Here is a 21250-nt window from a genome sequence, read left to right as displayed (position 1 = left end):
AGAGCGGAACGGTCGCTTAGACCGGTTCCCGCGCCATGACAAGGCAGGTGTTCTGGCCGCCGAAGCCGAAGGAGTTCGACAGGACCGTGCCGACCTCGGCGTTCCGCTTGGTGTTCGGCACCACGTCGAGCACGATCGCCGGGTCGGGATTGTCGTAGTTGATGGTCGGCGGAATGACGCTTTCGCGCATCGTCATCAGCGAAAATGCAGCCTCGACAGCACCGGCAGCCGATAGGGTATGGCCGATCATCGACTTGTTGGACGAGACCGGCATCGACGAGATCCGCTCGCCGAACACCGTCGACAGCGACAAATGCTCCATCTTGTCGTTTTCGGGCGTCGAGGTGCCATGGGCGTTGACATAATCGATCCCGTCCTCGCTCAGGCCGGCATCGGCAAGAGCGGCGCGCACCGCCGCGATCGCCGGCGAACCGTCCGGCTTGGAGCGGGTGCGATGGAAGTCGTCGGCCTTTTCGCCGCAGCCGCGCAATATGCCGAGAATGGTGGCGCCGCGGGCAAGTGCTGCCTCCAGCGATTCCAGCACAAGGGCGCCCGAACCTTCGGCCAGCACGAAGCCGTCGCGATCCTTGGAGAAGGGTTTTGAGGCCCTTTCAGGGATGTCGTTATGGGTGGAGAGCGCCGATAGAAGCGAGAAGCGGATCAGCGCCTCGGCGGTCGCCGAGCCGTCGGCGCCAATCGACAGCGCCCTGTCGCATTCGCCGCGGCGGATCGCCTCGACGCCGAGCTGGATCGCCGTGGCGCCCGAAGCGCAGGCGGTCGACAGCGTAATCGGCAGGCCGCGCGTGCCGAAACGGTCGGCAAGCCGGTCGGCGATCGAACCGAACTGGGTAGTCTCGAAAATGTCGAGTTCCCTGAGGCCGCGCGCCACCCGCAGCAGCCTCTCGGCGCCGGTATCGTGCGTGTCGGAATTGTAGAGCGAAAAGCGCTCGCTCCAGTCGAGCTCGACCGGCGGCGAAGCGAGGAACAGCGGTCCCCCGAAATCGCCGGCATCGAGGCCCGCCTCCGACATCGCTTCCTGGGCGGCGGTTTCGGCAAGCTCATAGGTGAGGAGACTGGCGCCCTTGGAGCTCGACGGCAGGAAATCGACCATGCCGGAGATGCGAGTGTTGAGATGATCGACCGGGAAGCGGGTGATCGGATGGATGCCGGATTTGCCTGATGTCAGTGCAGCCCAATTGTCGGCTTTGCCGACACCGAGCGACGTCACCACGCCGATGCCGGTGACGGCGACGATGGGCCTGCCCATGTGGTCATTCAGATTGGCCATTTGTTGTCCAAAAACCTGTTTCTCTTGGAGCATCGGATCGCCCGAAAACCGCGTCACACTTTTCTGTCCGATGCTCTAGGCGGCTTTGATCAGCGCCATGCCCTCGAATTGGTGATAGCCGATCGCCGTTGCAAGGACGGTCTTCGGGACGCCGGCAAACGGTCTTTCGACTGTGGCGTCGAAGACAGGATAGGCGGCCTTGCGGTCGACAGCCAGGGCCGCCAGCGCCACGGCAAAGGGGAACTGCGCTTCCTTCATGTGGCCGGTCAGCGTCGAAAAGCCGCGTGCGGCGATCGCCGGATTGGCCTCGAGTGCCGATTTCTCGGCGACGGTCGCGGCATGGGCGCCCGAAGCGCCGGAGATCGCCAGCAGTTCGCCGTCCGGCAATGCGGCTTGCTTCAGCAGCGCTGCGATCTCACCGTCGAGTTCGACCCGCCTGCGCCTGGCACGGCCGGACAAGACCGGACCGAGTTCCGCATAGATCTTCCGGCCACGGCTTTCCGCGTGCTCGCGCTGCTCCAGGACGAGAAACGCGCCGCCGGATCCGGTCACCACACCGCCACCTTCGGCACCTTGCCTTTGCCAGACCGGCCGCCACGGGCCGCGATGCAGGTAGCCGGCCAGTTCATAGCCGAGCAGCATGTCGGAATGTTCGGTCTGGAAAGCGCCGCCGACCAGTATATGCGTCGACTGGCCGGAGCGGATGCGCGCGGCCGCCGTCTCGACAGCGGCGACGCCCGCACCTTCCTCGCCCATGAAGGTGCGCGACGATCCCGTCACCTTGTGGACGATCGAGATGTTGCCGGCGAGCAGGTTGGAAAGCTGTGCCAGAAACAGCGTCGGGCGCAATTCTGTGGTCAGCTTCTCGTTGAGCAGCACGTCGCGGTCGTTGCGGCTTTCCGATGCCGCGAGAATGGCCGCGTCGACCGCCTCGTCGCGCTCGCCGCCGCCGGCGGCCACCACCATGTCCATGGTCGCGCAGAGTTCGTCATTGCCCTTGATGCCGGCATCGTCGAGCGCAAGGCCGGCCGCATAGGTGCCGAGCCTCTGCCAGGTCTCCATCTGCCGCTGGTCGCCACGCTTGGCGATCTGCAGGTTCCAGTCGATCTCCGGCAGCGGATGGACTGTATAGGGCGAGAAGCGCGAGGCCTCCAGAACCGGCTCAAGGCGCGGCTGGACAAGCTTTTGCCAATGCGCATCCGGACCCTCGCCCAGCGACGAGACAAGGCCGATGCCTGATATGACGACGTCGTGGGGGTTCATGGGCGGCTGTTGTGGGTCGGGCGCGTCAAGCGCTGTGCTCAGGTAGCGTTCTTGGCGGCGACGAGCGCGTCGATCTTGGCGCACAGGTTCTTCATGACGAAATAGTCGTCGGTCGAAGCCTTGCCGTCGTTGACCTCTTGCGTCCACTTTTCCAACGGCACCTTGATGCCGAATTCCTTGTCGATGGCAAAGACGATGTCGAGGAAGTCGAGGCTGTCGATGCCGAGATCGTCGATGGTGTGGCTTTCGGGCGTGATCGTCTCGATATCGATCTCGCTGGTGTCGGCGATGATCTTGGCGACTTTGTCGAACGTGGTGGACAAGGGCTTTTCCTTCGATTGCGGGCGGAATCTGTCCGCATGTGTTTGGCGCTGTCTAATCGGTTTTTCCGGGCAGGAAAAGGCCTGATACGCCGCGCGCAGATGGGCTGGCTGCCCAGGCAGAGCAAGATGAGATCGGAATCCAACCACGACTTCTCGTGGCAGTGGCATTTCGGCAACAGCTATCTCGCTCGACGTGAGGAGCGACGACGCCTCAGAACGTAACGCGGCCGAGTACCCGCAGGCCGTCGCCCTGCGGCTCGACGATCACGGCTTCGCCTTCACGCGGCGAGATGCCGGTCAGTTCCTTGATGTTTTCGAGATGCGTGACCATGACCAGATTGTCGGATCCGGAATAGCCGCGGATTTCGGCTACGATCGCGGCGATCTGGGCGGCCTTCTCCTTTTCGTCGGTCTTCAGCAGGTCAAGCGGTGCGAACGGCTCCGGCTCGCTTTCGAAAGCGATGCGGGCGGTCTCGAGGCAGCGGCAATAGCGGCTGGACAGCACGCGCTCGACCGGTGCCGCGCGGGCGCCAAACAGCGCGCCGATCTTGCGCGCCTGTTGCTTGCCGCGCTCCGAGAGGTTGACCTGGGTGGCGCATTTGCTGAGGTCGAAATTGGCCGCATCGGTGGTGCCGGTGACCATGGCATGGCGCAGCAGCACCACATGTCCGCCATCGCGCAGCAGCGCCCAGCCGGCTTCCGTCGCATGGGCTGTGGCGGAAACGGCAAGCAACAGCAGCGCCAGCACAAATCGAAGCATCAGACATCCTTTTCGGGTGACCGGCAGGCAGGTCCCCGGTGACCGGCATATAGGGACGGCAAAGCCGGCTGAAAGACAAGCCGAGTGCAACCTGCGGCCGAAACGCCTATTTCTTCGCTATCTGCTTCTTCACCAGATCGATCTTGCGGTCGGTCAGCGGGATGGGGATTGTGTAGCCGGCTTCGGTAAAGCCCTGCTTGGCGTTCTCGAAGAATTCGATCGCCTTGTGGTATTCGGCATTGCCGCCGCCATAGCTGCCGCGGTTCCAGTGGACGTCGCCGAGATTATTCTGCTCGAAGGCCCATTGCATCGGCTGGCCTTCGCGGGTGAAGACCTTGATTGTCGCCTCGAAGGCGGCTTCGGCTTCGTCCAGATACTTGCCGGTCCGTTCGAGATTGCCGAGATTGATCAGGCTCATGCCGATGCCGTTCTGCGCGTTCGCCCAGTCGACGGGCGAGGCCTCGAAGGTCAGCACCTCCAGCGCCGCCCGGCGCGCGGCGATCGAAGCGGCCAGTTTGCCGGGATCGGCTTCGCTCATGCTCAGCCATTGCAGCGCCGAGCCGAGGCCGGCCTGCGCCAGCGCCCATTGCCGCGGCGTCGTCTCGCGCTTGTATTCGCGCAGTGCATCGCGATAGGCCTCGATCGCCTCCTCATAGTGCACCGGCTTGTCGGTCACGCCGCCGAGCAGTTGCAGCGTGTTGCCGAGATTGTAATGGGTCATCGCCCAGTCGAGCGGAAACTGCTTCTTGGTATAGACCCGCCGTGCCGCCCGGTATGCGGCGGCCGATTGCTCAAGTTTGGCAGCGTCGCGGGTGCGCTGGCCGAGCGTCTGATAGATCGAGCCGAGATTGTTCTCCGCTGAAGCCCAATCCATCGGAAAACGCTGGCGTGTGAATATGGTCAGCGCGTCGCCATAGGCGGCAGCCGCCTCTTCGAGCAGGCCGGTGCCGAGGTCGAAACGGGCAGCGCTGCTCAGCGCATTACCCAGATTGAGACGGCTGCTCGCCCAGGAGAGCGGGAAGGTGTCGCGGGTGCGGATTTCGAGCGCGGCGCGGAAGGCGTCGGCTGCCTCGTCGATTTTCGCCTTGTCGTTGCGTTGCGTGCCGAGCGACACCAGCGTGTTGCCGAGATTGTTCTGAACCATCGCCCACTGAACGGGAGCCTTTTCGCGCGTGTATTCTTCAAGCGCCAGCCGGTAGGCGGCCTCGGCCTCGGTCAGGCGCTCGCCACCCGGTTCGCGTTCCGAAAGCGCGTAAAGCGCAAGGCCAAGGTTGCTTTGCGAGGCGGCCCAGTCCAGCGGGACTTTGTCGCGCGGCCGCTTCTCCAGCGTGGCGCGCATCGCCACCACTGCCTCGTTCAGGCGTTTCGGGTCGCTCTCGCGTTCGCCGATCTTCAGCAGCACATTGGCCAGGTTGTTCTGGGCGGCCGCCCAGTTGAGATCGTCCTTCTCGCGCTCGAACACGGCAAGCGAATCGCGAAAGATTTTCGCAGCCTCTTCCAGCCGGTCGGTCTGGCGCTCGCGCTCGCCGATCGTCTGCAGCACCACAGCCATGTTGTTGCGGGTGATCGCCCAATCGCGGTTCTGCTCGCCACTGGCGATGAAATTCAGGATGACACGGTAGGCGTCGATGGCGCGCTGCAGCGCTTGCCTGTCGCCGGTGGCGTTGCCATGCGCATTCAGCGCTTCCGCCTCCTGGTTCTTGTAGTTCCAGCGCAGTCTGTCGTCCCATTTCTCGACCAGCGAGAAGGCCTTGCCGTAGTCGTTGGCGGCCGACAGATAGTCGAAGACCAGCGCCGAAGCGTCGGCGCGCCTGGCATAGATCGCCGCGTCGGCAAGACGCTTCTGCCTGACCAGATCCTCTGCCTGGTCGACCACGCCGCTGGCCTGCTCGACCCGGCCCACTGCCTGGTCGAGCAAGTTGCGCGCAGTGACGATAGCGCCCTGGCCGATCGCCTTGTCGGCCGAGGCGACAAGGCGGCTGATCTCGGGGTCGTCGGTGCGCAGCGCGTTGCGCTCGGAGATCATCTTCTTCAGGCGCTCGGCCTGAGCATCGAGCAGCTTTTGCAGGTCGGTGGGGTCCTCCGGCATCTTTTCGGTGCCGAGCGCCTTCAACACGCCATAAAGCGCGTCGAGCGGCACGCCGTCCTGCAGCGAGGCCAGTTCGACCTGTGCCCGCTTGGGGTCCGGCAACTCGGCGATCGTCAGCAGCAATTGCCGCCGCTCGCCGGTGATCAGCCCGTCGTCGCCGGTCGGTTCCTGCGGTGCTACGCCGAAATAGAGCAGCCGGCGCAGGCTTTCATTGACCCATGGCCGCTGCTTTGCCTTGGTGTCGAGATAGACCTCCTCGGTCACCATGCGCATGACCGAGCCGAACTCTGTGCCCTTCATTGCCGCGAGGTGGCGCAGAAGTGCCGCTGCGTAGGGGCTGTTTTCGCCGACGATGCCGTCGAGTGCCGGCCGCCCTGGCTCGGCGGCAAAGCCGATCACCGTTCCCAGATTTTCCGTCGCGGTCGCGTCCGCCAGTGCCCTGGCGCCGCGCACCGGCTCCAGCCCGCCGGCGCCGATCGGCGAGGCCGAGGCCGTGGGCGCCCGGCGCAGCACCGCATCCGCGGGAAACGGGTTAGTGCGGCAGGCATCGAGCAGCATGATCGTTACCGGCACGGTCGTCTTCAGTTCGTCCATGACGGCGGAAATCGGCACCAGGGCCTGATCGGCGTCCTTCAATGAAGAAACGTCGGCGTCGACCGGCACCAGATAGTTTTCGCCGCCGGCCTCGATGCCGTGGCCGGAATAGTAGATCAAGGCGACGTCGGCGTCCTCGGCATCCTCGGCGAAACGTTCGAGGTCGCGCTTCAGTTTTGCCGCATCGCGGTCGGTGACGCTGCGCGCGTCGAAGCCGAGATCGGTCAGCATCTTGGCGATGTCGCGGGCGTCGTTGGCGGGGTTGGGAAGAGCCGCTATGTGCTGGTATCTCGACTGGCCGACGATCAGCGCCACGCCCTTGAGGCTCGCCGGCTCCGAAGCATGAGCCGAGGCCACCACGAGGCAAAGCAGGGCGCCGACGAAGGCCGTCAGCCATCCCTGCTTGAAGAAATGCCGATTTCCGACAGCGCCCATTCGCCGCGTGTTCCCCCTACAGCCCTGTATAGCGCTGGCATCCAACCATGAGCAAATTCGGGCAAGATCCGAGCGGCCGGATTGTTGGCCGGTACATTCGTCAGGGAAGGGCGATTGCGCCGCGATCAGGGCTCGCCTATCACGGGAAAAATGTCTCCGCTTACCGAAACCGTCCTTTTCGTCTTCAGTCTCGTCGGGCTCGGCTATCTTGCCGGGTTCACCGGCTATTTGAAGCCGGCGAGCGGCGAGGGCGTATCCGAATTCGCCATCAACGTGGCAATGCCGCTGTTGCTGTTCCAGACCATGATAAAGGCTGATTTCCACGGCGTGGCGCCGTGGTCGCTATGGGGCGCCTATTTCGCGGCGGTCGCGCTCACCTGGGCCGCCGGCCATCTGGTCATTACGCGCGTCTTCGGGCGAGACGCCCGCGCCGGCGTCGTCGGCGGCGTGTCGTCGTCCTACTCCAACGTTGTCCTGCTCGGCGCGCCCTTCATCATCGGCGTGTTCGGGCCGGCCGGGTTCGAAGTGCTGTCACTGCTCGTTTCCATTCACCTGCCGGTGATGATGATGGCCTCGATCATCCTGTTCGAGATGTTCGGCCGCGGCGGCAGCGAGCCTGTGCATCCGCTCCGCGTCGTCAGGAGCTTTCTCAGGAGGGTATTCATCAACCCGCTGATCATCGGCATACTGGCTGGGCTGGCGTGGCGCTTCACCGGTGCGCCGCTGCCGGCGCTTGCGACGCGGCTGAGCGACGCGCTGGCCGGCACGGCCGCCCCGGTGGCGCTGTTCGCCATGGGGCTCAGCCTGCGCCGTTTCGGCATTTCCGGCAATGTAAAGCCGGCGCTGGCGCTGTCGGCGCTGAAACTGTTCCTGATGCCGGCGCTGGTTCTCGGCCTGGTCTGGCTGATCGGCCTGCCGCCATTGACGGCCAAGGTAGCGGTCATGGTTGCAGCGTTGCCGTCCGGCATCAATTCCTATCTCATCGCGGTGCAGTTCAACACCGGCCAGGCGCTGGCATCGAACCAGATGACCATCGCCACCGCCTGTGCGGTCGTGACCACTGCGTTTTGGCTGACCGTGGTCGTCCATGTTTTTGGGTAGGGCATGTTGATATTCAGGTGATGCCGGCCTGCGAACGGCGGTTTCCTGCGCTTCCGGTACTCACGGACCCAATGTCCGCTCCGTTCCGGTTCTCGGAACCCACCATTCTCGACTCGGCCTGACCTGAATCTCAACATACCCTGGAGCCTTGGCTGCATCGCTCTCGCTTTGGCTGGCCCAAACCCTATATGCCATCTTGTGATTGCTTGCGGGGCTTGCCCTGGGCTAAGAGCAGTGGCTCTAGCGATGCTATCGCGCACGTCCATTCACGAAATCAGCGACCGGCCCGCCAGGTGCCGAACGGAGGCGAGATCATGCTTCAGAAAACCAGCCATTTCATGCGGCAGGCCAATCTCATCAATGGCCAATGGGTGCAGGCCGATTCAGGCCAGACGGTCGACGTCAACAATCCTGCCACCGGCCTCAAGATCGGAACCGTGCCGAAATCGGGCAAGGCCGAGACCCGCCGCGCCATCGAAGCCGCCGACGCTGCCTTCAAGACATGGCGCAAGACCACCGCGCTCGAACGCTCGAAGCTGTTGCGCAAGCTGCACGACGCGATGATGGACAATCAGGACGTGCTGGCCGAACTGCTGACCATCGAGCAGGGCAAGTCGCTGTTCGAATCGAAGGGCGAGATCGGCTCGGCCGCGTCCTACATATTGTGGTTCGCCGAAGAGGGCCGCCGCACCTATGGCGACGTCGTCCCGTCACCCTGGGCGGACCGCCGCATCCTGGTGACCAAGGAGCCGGTCGGCGTCATCGCCGCCATCACGCCGTGGAATTTCCCATCCTCGATGCTGGCCCGCAAGCTCGGTCCGGCGCTTGCCGCCGGCTGTACCGCCGTGGTCAAGCCGGCGTCGCAGACACCTTATTCCGGCCTTGCCTGGGGCGCGCTTGCCGAGGAAGTCGGCTTCCCCAATGGCGTGATCAATATCCTGACCGGCGCCGCCGGTGAGATCGGCGACGAGATCTGTGCCAACCCGCTGGTCAAGAAGATCACCTTCACCGGCTCGACCGAGGTCGGCAAGATCCTGATCCAGAAGTCGTCGGTGACCGTCAAGAAAGTGTCGATGGAGCTCGGCGGCAATGCGCCGTTCATCGTCTTCGACGATGCCGACCTCGAGCGGGCTGTCGCTGGCGCCATCACCGCCAAGTACCGCAATTCCGGCCAGACCTGCGTCTGCACCAACCGCTTCCTGGTGCAGGCCGGCATCTATGACCAGTTCGTCGAAAAGCTGGCTGCTGCCAGCAACGGGCTGAAGGTCGGTTCCGGCCTCGAAGACGGCGTCCAGCAGGGACCGCTGATCGACGAGAAGGCGGTGGAGAAGGTCGAGGAGCTGATTGCCGACGCTACCGCCAAGGGCGGCAAGGTCGTCGCCGGCGGCAAGCGCCACGCGCTCGGCGGCTCGTTCTTCCAGCCGACGGTGATCGCCAATGCGACGCCGAAGATGCGCTTCATGAAGGAAGAAATCTTCGGCCCGGTGGCGCCGGTGTTCAAGTTCGAGACCGAGGAAGAGGCCGTGGCACTCGCCAACGATACCGAGTTCGGCCTGGCCTGCTATTTCTACACCGGCGATCTCGGCCGCGCCTTCCGGGTCATGGAAGGGTTGAAGTACGGAATGGTCGGCGTCAATGAAGGGCTCATCACCACGCCTGAGGCACCGTTCGGCGGCGTCAAGGAATCGGGCCTCGGCAAGGAAGGCGGACATCAGGGCATCGAGGATTATCTCGACACCAAATATGTCTGTATCGGCGGACTTGGTCTCTAGAAGCCTCATGCGGTAATGCCGAAAACGATCCTGGGCCGCTTCGGAAGGCCAGGCTGGCATCGAGCAACGAACTTGCGAGCATGGCAATGAAGGACGGCGAGGTTTTCGGCACGACGCAGGCGGGCGAGGAAGTCCGCCGCTTCACCATCCGTGGCGGCGGCCTCACCGCCAACATTATCGGCCTGGGCGCGATCATCCAGGATCTGCACCTGGCCGGGCACGAGGCGCCATTGGTGCTCGGCTATGACCGTTTCGAGCACTATGAGACGGATACCGCCTTCTTCGGCACTGTCGTCGGGCGCTATGCCAACCGTATCCGCGACGGTCGCTTCACGCTTGCCGGCAAACGCTACCAGACCGAGCGAAATTTCCTCGAAAAGCACACGCTGCATGGCGGTTCGCAAGGTTTTTCGCGCCGCGCCTGGGCGGTTTCGCTGCATGGCAGGGATTTTGTCACGCTGACCCTGCATGACCCGGACGGCACGATGGGCTTTCCCGGCGCGCTCGACGTGACCTGCACCTACCGGCTGAAGATCCCCGGCACGCTCAGCGTCGAACTGACCGCCACCTGCGAGGAGCCGACGCTCTGCAACCTCACCCAGCATTCCTATTTCAACCTGGATGACGGCGGCACCGGCGACATTCTCGACCACCGGCTGATGCTGAATGCCGGCGCCTATCTGCCGGTCGACGCGGATCTGATCCCGACAGGCACGGTCAAACCGGTCGACGGCACCCCTTTCGATTTTCGCCAGGCACGGCCGCTGCGCATGGAGACCGAAGGCGAGCAGCTCCCCTACGACCAGAACTTCTGCCTCGCCTCGACGCGCGGTCCGCTGAAGCAGGCGTCGTGGGCGCAAGGGGCGAATTCCGGCGTCGAGATGGAACTCTGGACCACCGAGCCGGGCGTCCAGCTCTATACCGGCCAGTATCTGGCGCCGTCCTCGCCTGGATTGGGCGGACGCCAGTACAAGGCGTTTTCAGGCTTCTGCCTGGAGCCGCAAATCTGGCCGGATGCGCCGAACCGGCCGTATTTCCCGCAAGCCACGCTATGGCCGGGCCAGATCTACCATCATGTGACGGAATACCGGTTCAGGCTGCCTTAGCGAACGACCGAATTCGAACTCTTGTCGGACCTTTTGATCTGGCGACGCAAGTTGACCCAGTGCGGACATTCACGAACCTGCACTCGACGGCTCAAGTGGGTCAAAAAGCGGTTTGAGAGGATTGCAACGCTGGGCGGCTCACACAAACACGATGGGGTTTTGTTCAAGCCGTGCCATGCTGATCAACGCCAGTAATTCATCGGCGAATTCCCTGACACCTGCTTCGGGGCTGGATTCGATAAGTCTCAGTTCTCCTTCAAGGTCGTCGAAGCTTGCACCCTTGATCACGTCCCCGGCATGGCTGCCGGAATAGAGAACAAGCCGCTCCAAAGCCGATCCCTTGCCGAGATATCCAAATATCGTCTCCCTTAGTACTCCAATATGAGAGATGTTCCCAAACCTTCGCTCGCAGGCAGTTACGGTATCCTGAGGAATTCGTGCACCGTCAGGATAAATAACCTCGCATTCTCCCGACGTCGGTTCACACCGAAAGTGATATCCGGGGAACTCTTTTTCCAAAGCCGAGGCGCTCTTGTAGACCACTGCTGAGAGACCCATCTCGATCCTCCGGGAAACCAGAAACCATCAAGGAGGAGGCAAGTCAATGTACGCCAAAGGGCCGGAAGCCGATGGCAACGGCGTGTCCGCTCCTGGTGCTCTGAATGGTTTCTGACGACAATTCAAACGACAGGTTTCGGCCATTTCGGCCATTGGCGGCAGGTGGCTAATTGAGTTTTGCCGTTAGGCGGCGGCGAGCGCCTCGAGCATGGCGGCCTGCGCTTCGGTTGCGCGGGCCTTGGCCACGGCTCTCGGGACGCCACTTCGTCATGAACCCGCCCGCATCAGCGCCTTTGCGGCATCTGCTCCCGCTGTAAGGACACGATCCGACAATTCCGTCCCTTCCAGGCGCGGGCCAGTTGAAGCGCGCCGATGAGCGTCGCGAACATGCCCAGCGCAGCGCCCTCGGGGTCCGTGGTCGGCGGCAGAGCTTCAGCTATCCGGCGCACCAGGGTTATCTCAGAACCGGCTGGAGCGTTCTTGCGGCTGAGGCGACTTCAAGCCGTGACAGGAGCATTCCGGGTCAGCGGGAAGTCGCGCGGCGGTCTCCAGGGCGACCCGCGAGGCTGTCATGGAGAGATTGGGCAGCACGTCCTCCTGCAGCAATTTCTGGCGATTGCGATCCATATAGTCGTTGAAGCCCGCCGTCACGAATGCGCAAGGCACGAAACACGCGCCGATCTCGCGCGACAGGGTCGCCTCAGGGGCGATGGAATGGTTGAGTACATCCGCCCCCATGCCCCGATACGCCAAGGCTTCGGCTGGCGTTGTCAGTCGGGGTCCATAACAATGGGCAGCCACCAACTGCTGTTCGATGCCATAAACGCGGCATTCGGCTGGCCAATGACGGCGGGCCGTTTCAACCAGAACCGCCGCACATCTTGGACACACGATTTGCTTGCCCGAACAGTCGAAGCTCTGGCGGTCTGGAAGCAGTGAAAACGGGGTCTGCGTCAGTTCGATGATGTCGGCGGCCACCACCATGTCGCCCGGCTGGATCGCCTTGTTGACGGCGCCTACAGTCGAGCAGGCGAGAACTTGCCGTACACCCGCCCGCATCAATACCCAGAACGCGCGGCGATGGCAGGAATGGTCGATACGGTCGCGGGGATTGCCGTGCGAATACATGCACAGCGCGCGCTTCGCTCTCCCTTCGGCGGTGATCGACGCATCGAACTCGAGCAGCTTCCAGTTGTCGGTGCGACCGAAAGGCGTTTCAAAACTCATGTCGCGCCGCAAGGTGCGCACACCATCGAATTCGACATCTTCCGGGAAGGCAAGCCCCCAGTTTGCCGACCCGGTGATGATGGCCAACCCTACCTGAGGGATGTCGGTCGAATGATCCGTCAGATCGTCGGCTGCGTGGTGATTGGTGGGCATGTTTCCAGTCTCGGTCAGGACTTTTGGCGAAGGGTCACAATCAGGACGACGGCCACGACGATGACGGTCCACAATGTCGATATCGCCGCAATGGTCGGATCGATCTGATCGCGCAGCGACAGGAACATAAGCTTCGGCATCGTGCTGTTGCGACCACTTGCGACGAAGATCGAAATCACAGACTCATCAAGCGAAGTCAGGAACGCCATCAATGTCGCCGACAGCAAGCTGATCCGAAGTTGCGGAACGATTATTCCGCCAATGGCTCTGGCCCAGTTTGCACCGAGGCTGCGCGCCGCCTGAACCTGGTTCCAGTCAAAGCGGGCGAGCGCGGGTAGCAACACAATGCAGGCGACCGGAACGGCCAGCACCACATGTCCGACCAGCACACCGAATAGCGTTCCGATCAGATGTTGTGCAGCCAACACAAAGAAGAGGCCGATCGCAAGCAGGATTCCTGGAGTGATCGAGGGGGTTAGCAGGACGCTCTGGATCGTCGCAGCGGTCTTTCCGCCCAGCCGATTCATCGAAATGCAGGCGAGCAGCGCAAATGGCACCGTGATCAACGCCGTCAACGTCCCAAGGATCAAACTCGTTCTGAGCGCAGCCATCCACGTTGCCGAGCCGAAGAAGTTCTCATACCAGCGCAACGAGTAGGCGTGCGGCGGAAACTCGAGGAGATTCGACGCCGAAAACGAAAGCGGCACCACCACGAGCGTCGGCAGCATCAGAAATGCCATGACAAGAGCGGCAAAGCTCCAGAGCAAAATGCGGGCGAGCCTGTTTTGCGGATAGGCTTCAAGCATGGGAGGCTTCCACCGTGTTCTGGGCCATCAGGCGGCGTGCCGCCAGCAACATCACACCGATCAGCGCCATAAGAACGAGGAGCAGAATGCCCAGGACGCTCGCCGACCCCCAGTCCTGAAAGGTCGATAGTGTACGCTCGATCCGGGTAGAGAGCGGATTTACCTTGCCGCCGCCAAGCACCGCCGGCGTGATGAAAAAACCTATGGCGTAGATGAGGACGATGATCGAACCCGAGAAGATGCCGCCCGCCGAAAGCGGCATAATGACTGTGCGGACGACCTGCCTGAGAGTGGCTCCCATGCTCGCTGCCGCGCGAATGAGATTTGGGTCGATATCGCGCATCGCAGCATAAACAGGCAGCAGAAAGAGCGGCAGCATGTAGTGAACCATGCCGATGAGCGTTCCCGTGAAGTTGTAGACCAGCGGCAATGGCTCCGCCGTCAGGCCTGAACCGGTCAAAGCCGCGTTGATCAGGCCATCGCGCCGCAAGAGCACCAGCCAACCATAGGTACGCACCAGAATGGAGGTCCACAGCGGCAGCATGACGAACGCCATGAGCACGTTGGCCAGCCTTGGTCTGACGCTGGCCAGAGCCAGCGCCAGAGGGGTGCCGAGAACAATGCAGGCCGCCAGCGTACCCAAGGACAGTTCGAGGGTCGTGACGAGCGCCGACCATGTCAGTCCGCTCGAAAGGACCTTCTGGTAATTGCCGACGGTGTACTCACCCCCGGTGGTCAGGAAGGATTGCCGGATGATCCAAAGGATGGGCAGTATCGCCGCCAGTCCAACGATGAACAGCGCCGGGAGCGAAAGTGAAAGAAAAAACCGCCGCTCGCGCCGCGCATCCGCCGCGAGCGCCGGATCCCGGACGACGGTCACGCCATCGCTCCCGGTATCGCGTGTACCTTCGCTGCTGGTGCATATGCAATCATCCGCTGACCGGCGGCAAGCTCGGCGCAGCCGCCGGCCAGCGCTGCCGGAATGCAGACAAGAACCTCTTGCCCGCCGTCAAGCGCCAGCGTCAAAAGCCAGTTCTCGCCGCGGAACGCTTTGGCGCGCAGTATTCCTTCGAGAGCCACTCCGTCTCCCCCGACGAGCTTCGCATCAAGATGGAAGCTTTCGGCGCGGATCATCAGAGTTTCGCGTGATGCTTCGGCGCCATCGATTCTGCGCGCTGAGCCCGGGGCCACAATGTTAGCCTCGCCCATGAACTCCGCGACGAAGCGGGTCGATGGACGATCATAAATCCGCTGCGGCGTATCTATCTGCTGGATGCGGCCAGAATTCATCACCGCAATCCGGTCAGACATAATCAGCGCTTCGCGCTGGTCGTGGGTCACATAGATTGTGGTGATCTTTAGATGATCATGCAGACGCCGGATCTCATACTGCATGGTCTCGCGCAGATTCTTGTCGAGCGCCGACAGCGGCTCGTCCATCAACATCACGCGCGGTTCGAAGACGATAGCCCGCGCCAATGCCACCCGTTGACGTTGGCCGCCGGATAGTGCGGCAACATTGCGCTCCGCCAGACCATCCAGCTTCACGCGGGCCAAGGTATCGAGCGCCCGCTGACGCGCCTCCGCTCTCGGTATCTTGCGCAGCACCAGCGGATACGCGACGTTCGCCAGGACGTTCATGTGCGGAAACAAGGCGTAATTCTGGAATACTATGCCGATGTCTCGTTTGTTGGGCGGCAGGCGGGTGATGTCTCGGTCGCCCAAGAAAAGTTTACCGGAATCCGGCCGGACAAAACCGGCCAGAGCCATGAGCAACGTGGTTTTGCCCGATCCCGATGGCCCTAGTAGCGTGAGGAATTCGCCAGCCTGAATGTCGAGCGAAACATCATCCAGTGCGACGTAGGACCCATAAGCCTTGTGCACGCTTTCGATGGTGATCGCGAGCGACTTCATCATATGCTCCAGCCTTGAAGCGCGTCGCGTTCGACCGGCCTCGCGCGATACGCTTTAGGTTCTTGTTTTCATGCATGTCGTTGTCGCGCGCTGCACATTTTTGCGCGACATGCATTAGAGCTGAGAGTCAGCGGGCCATCATTTCATCGAAGGCTCTTTGGGCAGCCTCGCCATTCTTGACCCACCATTCTGAATTGGAAAACACCGAAGTGCCAGCATTTTCAGGCGCGGTCGCAAGGGTCTTCAGACGGTCCTCGGGAATAAGGCCACCCTCATATGCCGCAGGATTGACTGGGCCGTAGGCAATGAAATCGGTCAGCTTGGCAACGCGCGCGGGCTGCGTCATCGCTGCGATGAGCTTCATCGCGGCTTCCTTGTTCGGCGCTCCCTTCGGCACCCCAAGACAGTCCGTGCCGATGACCGAACCCTTGAACGTGTAGTCAGCCGCGCCGCCATCTGCTTTCACGGTTTGGGCCCGTCCGTTCCAGGTAATGACCAAATCCGCCTCACCGTCTTTCAGCAACTGCGCGGATTGAGCTCCCGAGGTCCACCACACGGCGACATCTGGTTTGATCGCTTCAAGCCGCTTGATGGCGCGTTCTAGCCCTTCCGGCGTGCTGAGCACGGAATAGACGTCCGCCGGTGCCACGCCGTCGGAGAGAAGCGCGATCTCGATCGAGTCTTGCGCATTGGCGCGCAACGCGCGACGGCCAGAAAATTTGGCAACATCCCAGAATTCCGCCCACGTCTTCGGCGGGTTCTGGCCATAGGTCTTGGTGTTCCACGACATGACGGTGCCATAGGAGTCGAACGGATAGCAGTAGTCGGACTTTGCACCCTCCGGCACGGATTTCGGATCGATGATCTTGTAGTCGAGTGGCTCAAGCAGCGACTGTGCGGCAGCCTGCGCGCCTTCCGGCGAACCCAGGTGGACGATATCGGTCGTGACTGCACCCGAGGTAACCTGCATCTTCAGGGCGGCCAGGCCGTCGCTCTGCGTCTCCTCGCGGACATCATAGCCAAGCTCTTTTGCAGCGGGGCCCCACATGGCTTCCTTTATGGCGTTGCCATAGTCGCCGCCTGCGGTCGTGATGGTGACCGTTTGCGCATGTACGGGCAGGGCAGCCGAGATTGCGAATGCTGTTAAGGAAATGCGTAGCCAGGACATAGGTTCTCCTCCCCAACTTTTATGGAATATCGCTTGAAAGAGCCATTATTTTGTAATCGTAACGTTACGATTGCACCTGAATACGCTGGAGTCAAGCTGCTTCCTACGGGAGTTTGGATTGACCGGGATGTCGAATCCGGTAACGTTGGCGGTCAGCAAAATCAGCCGGCGCTTTCGCAAATGAAGTCGGGCGAACAATGGCCAATCTAAAGCAGATCGCCGCGGAACTTTCCCTCTCGGTGACCACGGTGTCCCGCGCTCTGAAGGATGGGCCGGAAGTGCAGCCCTCGACCATAGCCCGCGTCAAGGAGGCGGCTAAGCGGGTCGGCTATTTGCCAAATCATCATGGTCGCGCGCTCAAAACCGGTCGAACGCAGACGCTGACTGCCGTACTCCCGATGGAAACACGAGACCATCTGTCCGATCTGTTGAAGCTTCCTTTAATCGAAGGCATGACGCTGGCGGCGCGGCAAGCCGGTTATAGTCTGTCCATCTATTCCACCACTCCCGACGACGATCCCGTTGAGAGTGTGCAGCGGCAGCTTCAGGCGCGCAGCGCAGACGGCCTGATCATCACACGCCTGGTGTCGGCTGATCCGCGCGTCAAGCTGCTGCTGGATAATCGCATGCCATTCGTCGCGTTTGGAAGAACCGACCTGGATATCGCGTATCCCTATGTCGATGTCGACAATGAACAGATTGCCTACGAGGCGACCCGGCGGCTCATGGATAAGGGCTGTCGACGCATTGCGCTGCAACTTCTCGTTCCGGAGGACCAGGCGAGCGCCATGCGTCTTTCCGGTTATGGAAGGGCAATGGCCGAGGCCGGTATTCCGATCGACCCATCGCTGATCGGTCATGGCATGTTCACCATGGAATCGAGCGCAGGCTGGTTCGATCGCTTGCTGGCGTCGTCGGATCCGCCAACGGGCCTGGCGTGCGCCAACGAACTGGGCCTTCTGGGAGCGTTGCACGCTCTCGGCAAGCGGGGTCTTACACCAGGCCGCGACGTCCACATCGTCACCCGTGACAGCACGCGGCTGGCACGCTTCCTGCCGGCAAAGATCGGAGTTCATTCCGTGGATATGGCTGGTGTTGGACGCAAACTTATCGAAGTCCTGGAGAGCCGGATCATCAATCCGCTTGGGCCGGTGGAGACAGTCTTGGTGCAAGGCAGATTCGAGCCGGCCGAATAGTCCGGGCTGCCCTCAGGAGGCCACCTTGTCTTGAACCGGCCGGATCAGCGCTTTCGCGGCATCTGCTCCCGCCGCTAGGATGCGATCCGACAATTCCGTCCCTTCCACGGCGCGCGCGAGTTGAAGAGCGCCGATGAGCGTTGCAAACATGCCCAACGCAGCGGCCTCGGGATCATTGGTCGGCGGCAGAGCTTCGGCTATCTGGCGCACCAGGGATTGAATGCGCTCGGCGTAGAGGGCCCGCGTTTCAGGCGGCTGCCGCGCGATTTCCGGCAACAACGCGGCCGAAGCGCAGCCCTTTCCAGGATTGTCCCGGTGCTCGGCCGACAGATACGTCTCTATGGCCATTTCCGGGCCGCCGGCGGCCAATGCTTCCTGCACTTGATGCGACTGAGCGTCCAAGGCCGCCGCTACGCTTTCACGGACGAGCTCCGCCTTGGACTGGAAGTGCGGATAGAAGGCGCCGTTCGTCAGCCCGGCGTCGCTCATGATGGTTGCCAGCCCGGACGCCGCGATGCCGTCAGATCGAAAACGTTCGGCGGCGACCTCCATGATCCGGCTGCGTGACGCGTCTTTTCGGCCCTTTTCGTAGCGCATGGTCTTTCCTGTCCTGCTATTGCATTATGCTCATAATCTGATATTACGACCATAATTCAATTCGTGGAAATAAGCTAGACCTCTCGAACCTGGAACATCAAAAATGAATGGGAATTCTGAAAAAACCGCAATCGTGACCGGAGCCTCCTCGGGCATCGGCCGCGCCAGCGCCGAGGTCTTGGCGCGGGCGGGTTTCACTGTCTTCGGGACAAGTCGCCGCAAGACCAGTAATGGCCCAAATGGAGTGACCATGCTGGCATGCGACGTGACCGATGATGCGGCCGTCAATGCGCTCGTTGCCACCGTGCTCGCGCAGACCGGCCGGATCGACCTCCTGGTCAACAATGCCGGTGTCGGCCTGCTAGGCGGCGCCGAGGAATCCTCGGTGGCACAGGTACAAGCCCTGTTCGACGTCAATCTGTTCGGCGTCATGCGGATGACCAATGCGGTGTTGCCGTCGATGCGGCGGCGCGGCGAAGGGCGCATCATCAATATCGGCTCGATTCTGGGACTGGTACCCGCGCCATACTCAGCTCATTACTCGGCGGTCAAGCACGCGCTCGAGGGCTATTCGGAATCGCTTGACCACGAGGTGCGCGCCTTCAACGTCCGCGTTTCCGTCATCGAGCCGGCATTCGTCCGCACCGTCTTCGACCAGAACGGCATCGAGCCGGATTCGCTGTTGAAGGAATACGATCGGGCTCGAGCCGGGCTCAAGGCGCTGCTGAGCGATGTGATGCCCAAGGCCGATCGGCCGGAAGTGGTGGCGGATGTGGTTGTCAAGGCAGCGACCGATGCCCGTCCGCGACGGCGCTATACCGCTGGCAAGGCAGCGCGCCAGGTCAGCCTGCTGCGCCGCTTTGCCCCCGCGGGGATTTTCGACAAGAGCCTGCGCCAGCAGTTCCGACTGCCGGTCTGAACGACAGCGAGCCAGAGGATTTCACGCACATGCGACTAGCAACCACAACACATTTGGCCAGGCCCTACGAGACGGAGGCGCCAAACATGACACATACATCCAATCGGTCGCAGCGTTCACCGGCATTATTCCAGGACGCGCCAACGCTCTCGATCGATGTCGGCGGCACAGCATTTGCTTACAGGGAACTCGGGCCCAGGGCGGGCGTGCCGGTGATCCTGCTCAACCATCTGGCTGCTCAGCTGGACAATTTTGATCCGCGCATTGTCGATGGCCTCGCTGCGACCCGGCGGGTGATTGCCTTCGACAATCGCGGGGTCGGCGCTTCGGGAGGCAAAACTCCGTCGACCATTTCCGGCATGGCGCGGGATGCAATCGCCTTTATCCGGGCGCTGGGGTTCGAAGAAGTCGATCTCTTCGGCTTTTCACTCGGCGGCTTCGTGGCGCAGGAGATTGTGCTGACTGAGCCCAAGCTTGTGCGCAAACTCATCCTGGCTGGCACGGGGCCGGCCGGTGGGCAAGGCATCGACAAGGTGACGCAGCTGACGATCGTGGACATGATCAAGGGCGCACTGACTTTGCGGGATCCGAAATACTATCTCTTCTTCACAAGGACGCCGAATGGGCGCCGCGCCGCAAACGCGTTTCTGGGACGGCTGAAGGAGCGCCGGAATAACCGGGACAAGGCGGTATCGCTCAGCGCGTTCGGCGCGCAACTCAAGGCGATCAAGGCCTACGGGCTGCAGCCGCCACAAGACCTGAGCGCCATCCGCATTCCCACTTTGGTTGCGAATGGCGACCAGGACAGGATGGTGCCGAGCAGCAATACCTACGATCTCGCCGGGCGTATCCCTGGGGCGCATCTGGTTATCTATCCGGATGCCGGGCATGGCGGGGTGTTTCAGAACTACGCCGATTTTGTCCCGAAAGCCCTATCCTTCCTCGAGGCTGAGGCCTTGCCGCAGGGCGGCTACGCGCTGAAAACGTTCGGCTTGTTTCGTCCCGAACAGCAACAGACATTCTTAGAAAGTAACTGCCATGAAGGCATTCGTTGTCGATAAGTATAATAAAAAGGGCACCCTGCGGCTGGCCGAAATGCCGGAGCCGGAGCTCCAGGACAGCGATGTTCTGATCGAGGTCCATGCCGCAGGGGTGAACCTGCTCGATTCCAAGGTCAGAACCGGAGAATTTAAACTAATCCTGCCCTATCACCGGCCCTTCATCCTGGGCCACGACGTGGCCGGGAAGGTTGTTCGCGTGGGATCCAAGGTCGGCAAGTTCAAAGCCGGCGACGAGGTCTATGCGCGGCCGCGCGATGGCCGGATTGGGACATTCGCCGAATTCATTGCCGTGAATGAAGCCGACGTAGCCTTGAAGCCTGCGAATCTCAGTATGGAAGAGGCGGCGTCGATTCCCCTGGTTGGTCTCACCGCCTGGCAGACGCTCATCGAAAGGGCAAACCTGAAGAAGGGACAGAAGGTCTTCATTCAGGCTGGTTCCGGCGGCGTCGGGACATTTGCTATTCAGTTGGCCAAGCACCTCGGCGCGACCGTTGCGACAACCGCGAGCGCGGCGAGTGCCGATCTGGTCAAAAGTCTCGGCGCCGATGTCGTCGTCGACTACAGGAAAGACGACTTCGAGAAAGTTCTGTCGGGCTACGACGTTGTCTTGAACAGCCAGGACGCCAAAACACTGGAAAAATCCCTGAGCGTGCTGAAACCGGGTGGCAAGCTCATCTCCATCTCCGGTCCACCGGATCCCGAATTTGCCAGGGAAAAGGGACTGAATTTGATGCTGAGGCTGGTGCTGCGCCTACTCAGCCGCGGAATTCGGGCCAAAGCCAAGCGCCGCGGGGTGCAGTTTTCATTCCTTTTCATGTGGGCGCAGGGCGATCAACTAGGCCGTAGACTCATAAGCGCGAAGCCACAGTCGCATTGAGGCGAGTTGGATCATGGCGAGGAAGTTGGCTGCCAGTTTGTCG

18 protein-coding genes and 2 pseudogenes are annotated in these 21250 nt (G+C 61.9%); 7 read left to right on the top strand and 13 right to left on the bottom strand.

Going from position 1 to position 21250, the window contains the following annotated elements; genetic code table 11:
• Positions 1 to 16: 16 nt before the first annotated feature.
• The 5 genes from NKI95_RS23830 to NKI95_RS23810 form a co-directional block, all read right to left on the bottom strand.
• Complete coding sequence (locus tag NKI95_RS23830; protein WP_352719629.1) at positions 17 to 1288, bottom strand: beta-ketoacyl-ACP synthase; 1272 nt, start codon at positions 1286 to 1288, stop codon at positions 17 to 19.
• Between the two features lie 75 nt (positions 1289 to 1363).
• The gene (locus NKI95_RS23825) at positions 1364 to 2551 is read right to left on the bottom strand and encodes a beta-ketoacyl-ACP synthase (protein WP_352719628.1); all 1188 of its coding nucleotides are present in this window, start codon (positions 2549 to 2551) and stop codon (positions 1364 to 1366) included.
• Between the two features lie 38 nt (positions 2552 to 2589).
• Complete coding sequence (locus NKI95_RS23820; RefSeq protein WP_023719977.1) at positions 2590 to 2874, bottom strand: acyl carrier protein; 285 nt, start codon at positions 2872 to 2874, stop codon at positions 2590 to 2592.
• A gap of 211 nt (positions 2875 to 3085) precedes the next feature.
• Positions 3086 to 3634 (bottom strand): histidine phosphatase family protein, encoded by a 549-nt coding sequence (locus NKI95_RS23815; RefSeq protein ID WP_352719626.1) that lies wholly within the window; start codon positions 3632 to 3634, stop codon positions 3086 to 3088.
• Positions 3635 to 3740: 106 nt separating this feature from the next.
• Positions 3741 to 6752 (bottom strand): caspase family protein, encoded by a 3012-nt coding sequence (locus NKI95_RS23810; protein ID WP_352719624.1) that lies wholly within the window; start codon positions 6750 to 6752, stop codon positions 3741 to 3743.
• 150 nt (positions 6753 to 6902) lie between these two features.
• Here NKI95_RS23810 and NKI95_RS23805 point away from each other — a divergent pair, with 150 nt between their 5' ends.
• From NKI95_RS23805 to NKI95_RS23795, 3 genes are all read left to right on the top strand, one after another.
• Positions 6903 to 7853 (top strand): AEC family transporter, encoded by a 951-nt coding sequence (locus NKI95_RS23805; protein WP_352719623.1) that lies wholly within the window; start codon positions 6903 to 6905, stop codon positions 7851 to 7853.
• Between the two features lie 314 nt (positions 7854 to 8167).
• Positions 8168 to 9625, top strand: a complete 1458-nt coding sequence (locus tag NKI95_RS23800; protein ID WP_352719621.1) for an NAD-dependent succinate-semialdehyde dehydrogenase — start codon at positions 8168 to 8170, stop codon at positions 9623 to 9625.
• Between the two features lie 80 nt (positions 9626 to 9705).
• Positions 9706 to 10731 (top strand): aldose epimerase family protein, encoded by a 1026-nt coding sequence (locus NKI95_RS23795; RefSeq protein ID WP_352719619.1) that lies wholly within the window; start codon positions 9706 to 9708, stop codon positions 10729 to 10731.
• A 138-nt stretch (positions 10732 to 10869) separates the two neighbouring features.
• Here NKI95_RS23795 and NKI95_RS23790 read toward each other — a convergent pair whose 3' ends face one another.
• The 6 genes from NKI95_RS23790 to NKI95_RS23765 all read right to left on the bottom strand — a co-directional run bounded on the left by NKI95_RS23790 (position 10870) and on the right by NKI95_RS23765 (position 16557).
• Positions 10870 to 11289: a hypothetical protein gene (locus tag NKI95_RS23790; protein WP_352719617.1), complete on the bottom strand. Its 420-nt coding sequence runs from the start codon at positions 11287 to 11289 to the stop codon at positions 10870 to 10872.
• A gap of 459 nt (positions 11290 to 11748) precedes the next feature.
• Positions 11749 to 12603 carry a phosphorylase family protein gene (locus NKI95_RS23785; protein ID WP_352719615.1) on the bottom strand — a complete coding sequence of 285 codons (855 nt, stop codon included), beginning with the start codon at positions 12601 to 12603 and terminating at the stop codon, positions 11749 to 11751.
• Positions 12604 to 12683: 80 nt separating this feature from the next.
• Entirely contained in the window at positions 12684 to 13475 is a 792-nt protein-coding gene (locus NKI95_RS23780; RefSeq protein WP_352719613.1) for an ABC transporter permease, read from the bottom strand.
• Complete coding sequence (locus tag NKI95_RS23775) at positions 13468 to 14355, bottom strand: ABC transporter permease (RefSeq protein ID WP_352719611.1); 888 nt, start codon at positions 14353 to 14355, stop codon at positions 13468 to 13470. The genes NKI95_RS23780 and NKI95_RS23775 overlap by 8 nt, the downstream gene beginning before the upstream one ends.
• Complete coding sequence (locus tag NKI95_RS23770) at positions 14352 to 15389, bottom strand: ABC transporter ATP-binding protein (protein WP_352719609.1); 1038 nt, start codon at positions 15387 to 15389, stop codon at positions 14352 to 14354. The genes NKI95_RS23775 and NKI95_RS23770 overlap by 4 nt, the downstream gene beginning before the upstream one ends.
• A gap of 127 nt (positions 15390 to 15516) precedes the next feature.
• Positions 15517 to 16557: an ABC transporter substrate-binding protein gene (locus tag NKI95_RS23765; RefSeq protein WP_352719608.1), complete on the bottom strand. Its 1041-nt coding sequence runs from the start codon at positions 16555 to 16557 to the stop codon at positions 15517 to 15519.
• Between the two features lie 197 nt (positions 16558 to 16754).
• Between NKI95_RS23765 and NKI95_RS23760 the strand changes: the two genes are divergently transcribed.
• Positions 16755 to 17753, top strand: coding sequence for a LacI family DNA-binding transcriptional regulator (locus NKI95_RS23760; protein ID WP_352719606.1), 999 nt, complete (start codon positions 16755 to 16757; stop codon positions 17751 to 17753).
• 12 nt (positions 17754 to 17765) lie between these two features.
• On the opposite strand, the gene NKI95_RS23755 is transcribed toward NKI95_RS23760, so the two are convergent.
• Positions 17766 to 18350, bottom strand: a complete 585-nt coding sequence (locus NKI95_RS23755; RefSeq protein WP_352719604.1) for a TetR/AcrR family transcriptional regulator — start codon at positions 18348 to 18350, stop codon at positions 17766 to 17768.
• Positions 18351 to 18453: 103 nt separating this feature from the next.
• On the opposite strand from NKI95_RS23755, the gene NKI95_RS23750 reads away from it, so the two are divergent.
• From NKI95_RS23750 to NKI95_RS23740, 3 genes and pseudogenes are all read left to right on the top strand, one after another.
• The gene (locus NKI95_RS23750) at positions 18454 to 19269 is read left to right on the top strand and encodes an oxidoreductase (protein WP_352719602.1); all 816 of its coding nucleotides are present in this window, start codon (positions 18454 to 18456) and stop codon (positions 19267 to 19269) included.
• 86 nt (positions 19270 to 19355) lie between these two features.
• Positions 19356 to 20330 (top strand): alpha/beta fold hydrolase, encoded by a 975-nt coding sequence (locus NKI95_RS23745; RefSeq protein WP_352719744.1) that lies wholly within the window; start codon positions 19356 to 19358, stop codon positions 20328 to 20330.
• Positions 20308 to 21174, top strand: a pseudogene (locus tag NKI95_RS23740) (NADP-dependent oxidoreductase); the annotation flags it as partial. The gene NKI95_RS23745 and the pseudogene NKI95_RS23740, both read left to right, overlap by 23 nt.
• Here the strand turns inward: NKI95_RS23740 and NKI95_RS23735 are convergent.
• A pseudogene (locus tag NKI95_RS23735) lies at positions 21166 to 21250 on the bottom strand (IS5/IS1182 family transposase); the annotation flags it as partial. The pseudogenes NKI95_RS23740 and NKI95_RS23735 overlap by 9 nt on opposite strands.

The sequence above is a fragment of the Mesorhizobium sp. M0306 genome (genome assembly GCF_040321655.1).
Lineage (GTDB): Bacteria > Pseudomonadota > Alphaproteobacteria > Rhizobiales > Rhizobiaceae > Mesorhizobium.
Note: the sequence above shows the minus strand (reverse complement) of the source record. Positions and strands in the feature narration are given on the sequence as shown.

What these genes read in the sequence shown, in the direction of transcription:
- NKI95_RS23830 (WP_352719629.1), bottom strand. Translation starts at nt 1,288, where the DNA reads ATGGCCAATCTGAATGACCACATGGGCAGGCCCATCGTCGCCGTCACC.
- NKI95_RS23825 (WP_352719628.1), bottom strand. Translation starts at nt 2,551, where the DNA reads ATGAACCCCCACGACGTCGTCATATCAGGCATCGGCCTTGTCTCGTCG.
- NKI95_RS23815 (WP_352719626.1), bottom strand. Translation starts at nt 3,634, where the DNA reads ATGCTTCGATTTGTGCTGGCGCTGCTGTTGCTTGCCGTTTCCGCCACA.
- NKI95_RS23810 (WP_352719624.1), bottom strand. Translation starts at nt 6,752, where the DNA reads ATGGGCGCTGTCGGAAATCGGCATTTCTTCAAGCAGGGATGGCTGACG.
- NKI95_RS23805 (WP_352719623.1), top strand. Translation starts at nt 6,903, where the DNA reads ATGTCTCCGCTTACCGAAACCGTCCTTTTCGTCTTCAGTCTCGTCGGG.
- NKI95_RS23800 (WP_352719621.1), top strand. Translation starts at nt 8,168, where the DNA reads ATGCTTCAGAAAACCAGCCATTTCATGCGGCAGGCCAATCTCATCAAT.
- NKI95_RS23795 (WP_352719619.1), top strand. Translation starts at nt 9,706, where the DNA reads ATGGCAATGAAGGACGGCGAGGTTTTCGGCACGACGCAGGCGGGCGAG.
- NKI95_RS23790 (WP_352719617.1), bottom strand. Translation starts at nt 11,289, where the DNA reads ATGGGTCTCTCAGCAGTGGTCTACAAGAGCGCCTCGGCTTTGGAAAAA.
- NKI95_RS23780 (WP_352719613.1), bottom strand. Translation starts at nt 13,475, where the DNA reads ATGCTTGAAGCCTATCCGCAAAACAGGCTCGCCCGCATTTTGCTCTGG.
- NKI95_RS23770 (WP_352719609.1), bottom strand. Translation starts at nt 15,389, where the DNA reads ATGAAGTCGCTCGCGATCACCATCGAAAGCGTGCACAAGGCTTATGGG.
- NKI95_RS23765 (WP_352719608.1), bottom strand. Translation starts at nt 16,557, where the DNA reads ATGTCCTGGCTACGCATTTCCTTAACAGCATTCGCAATCTCGGCTGCC.
- NKI95_RS23760 (WP_352719606.1), top strand. Translation starts at nt 16,755, where the DNA reads ATGGCCAATCTAAAGCAGATCGCCGCGGAACTTTCCCTCTCGGTGACC.
- NKI95_RS23755 (WP_352719604.1), bottom strand. Translation starts at nt 18,350, where the DNA reads ATGCGCTACGAAAAGGGCCGAAAAGACGCGTCACGCAGCCGGATCATG.
- NKI95_RS23750 (WP_352719602.1), top strand. Translation starts at nt 18,454, where the DNA reads ATGAATGGGAATTCTGAAAAAACCGCAATCGTGACCGGAGCCTCCTCG.
- NKI95_RS23745 (WP_352719744.1), top strand. Translation starts at nt 19,356, where the DNA reads ATGACACATACATCCAATCGGTCGCAGCGTTCACCGGCATTATTCCAG.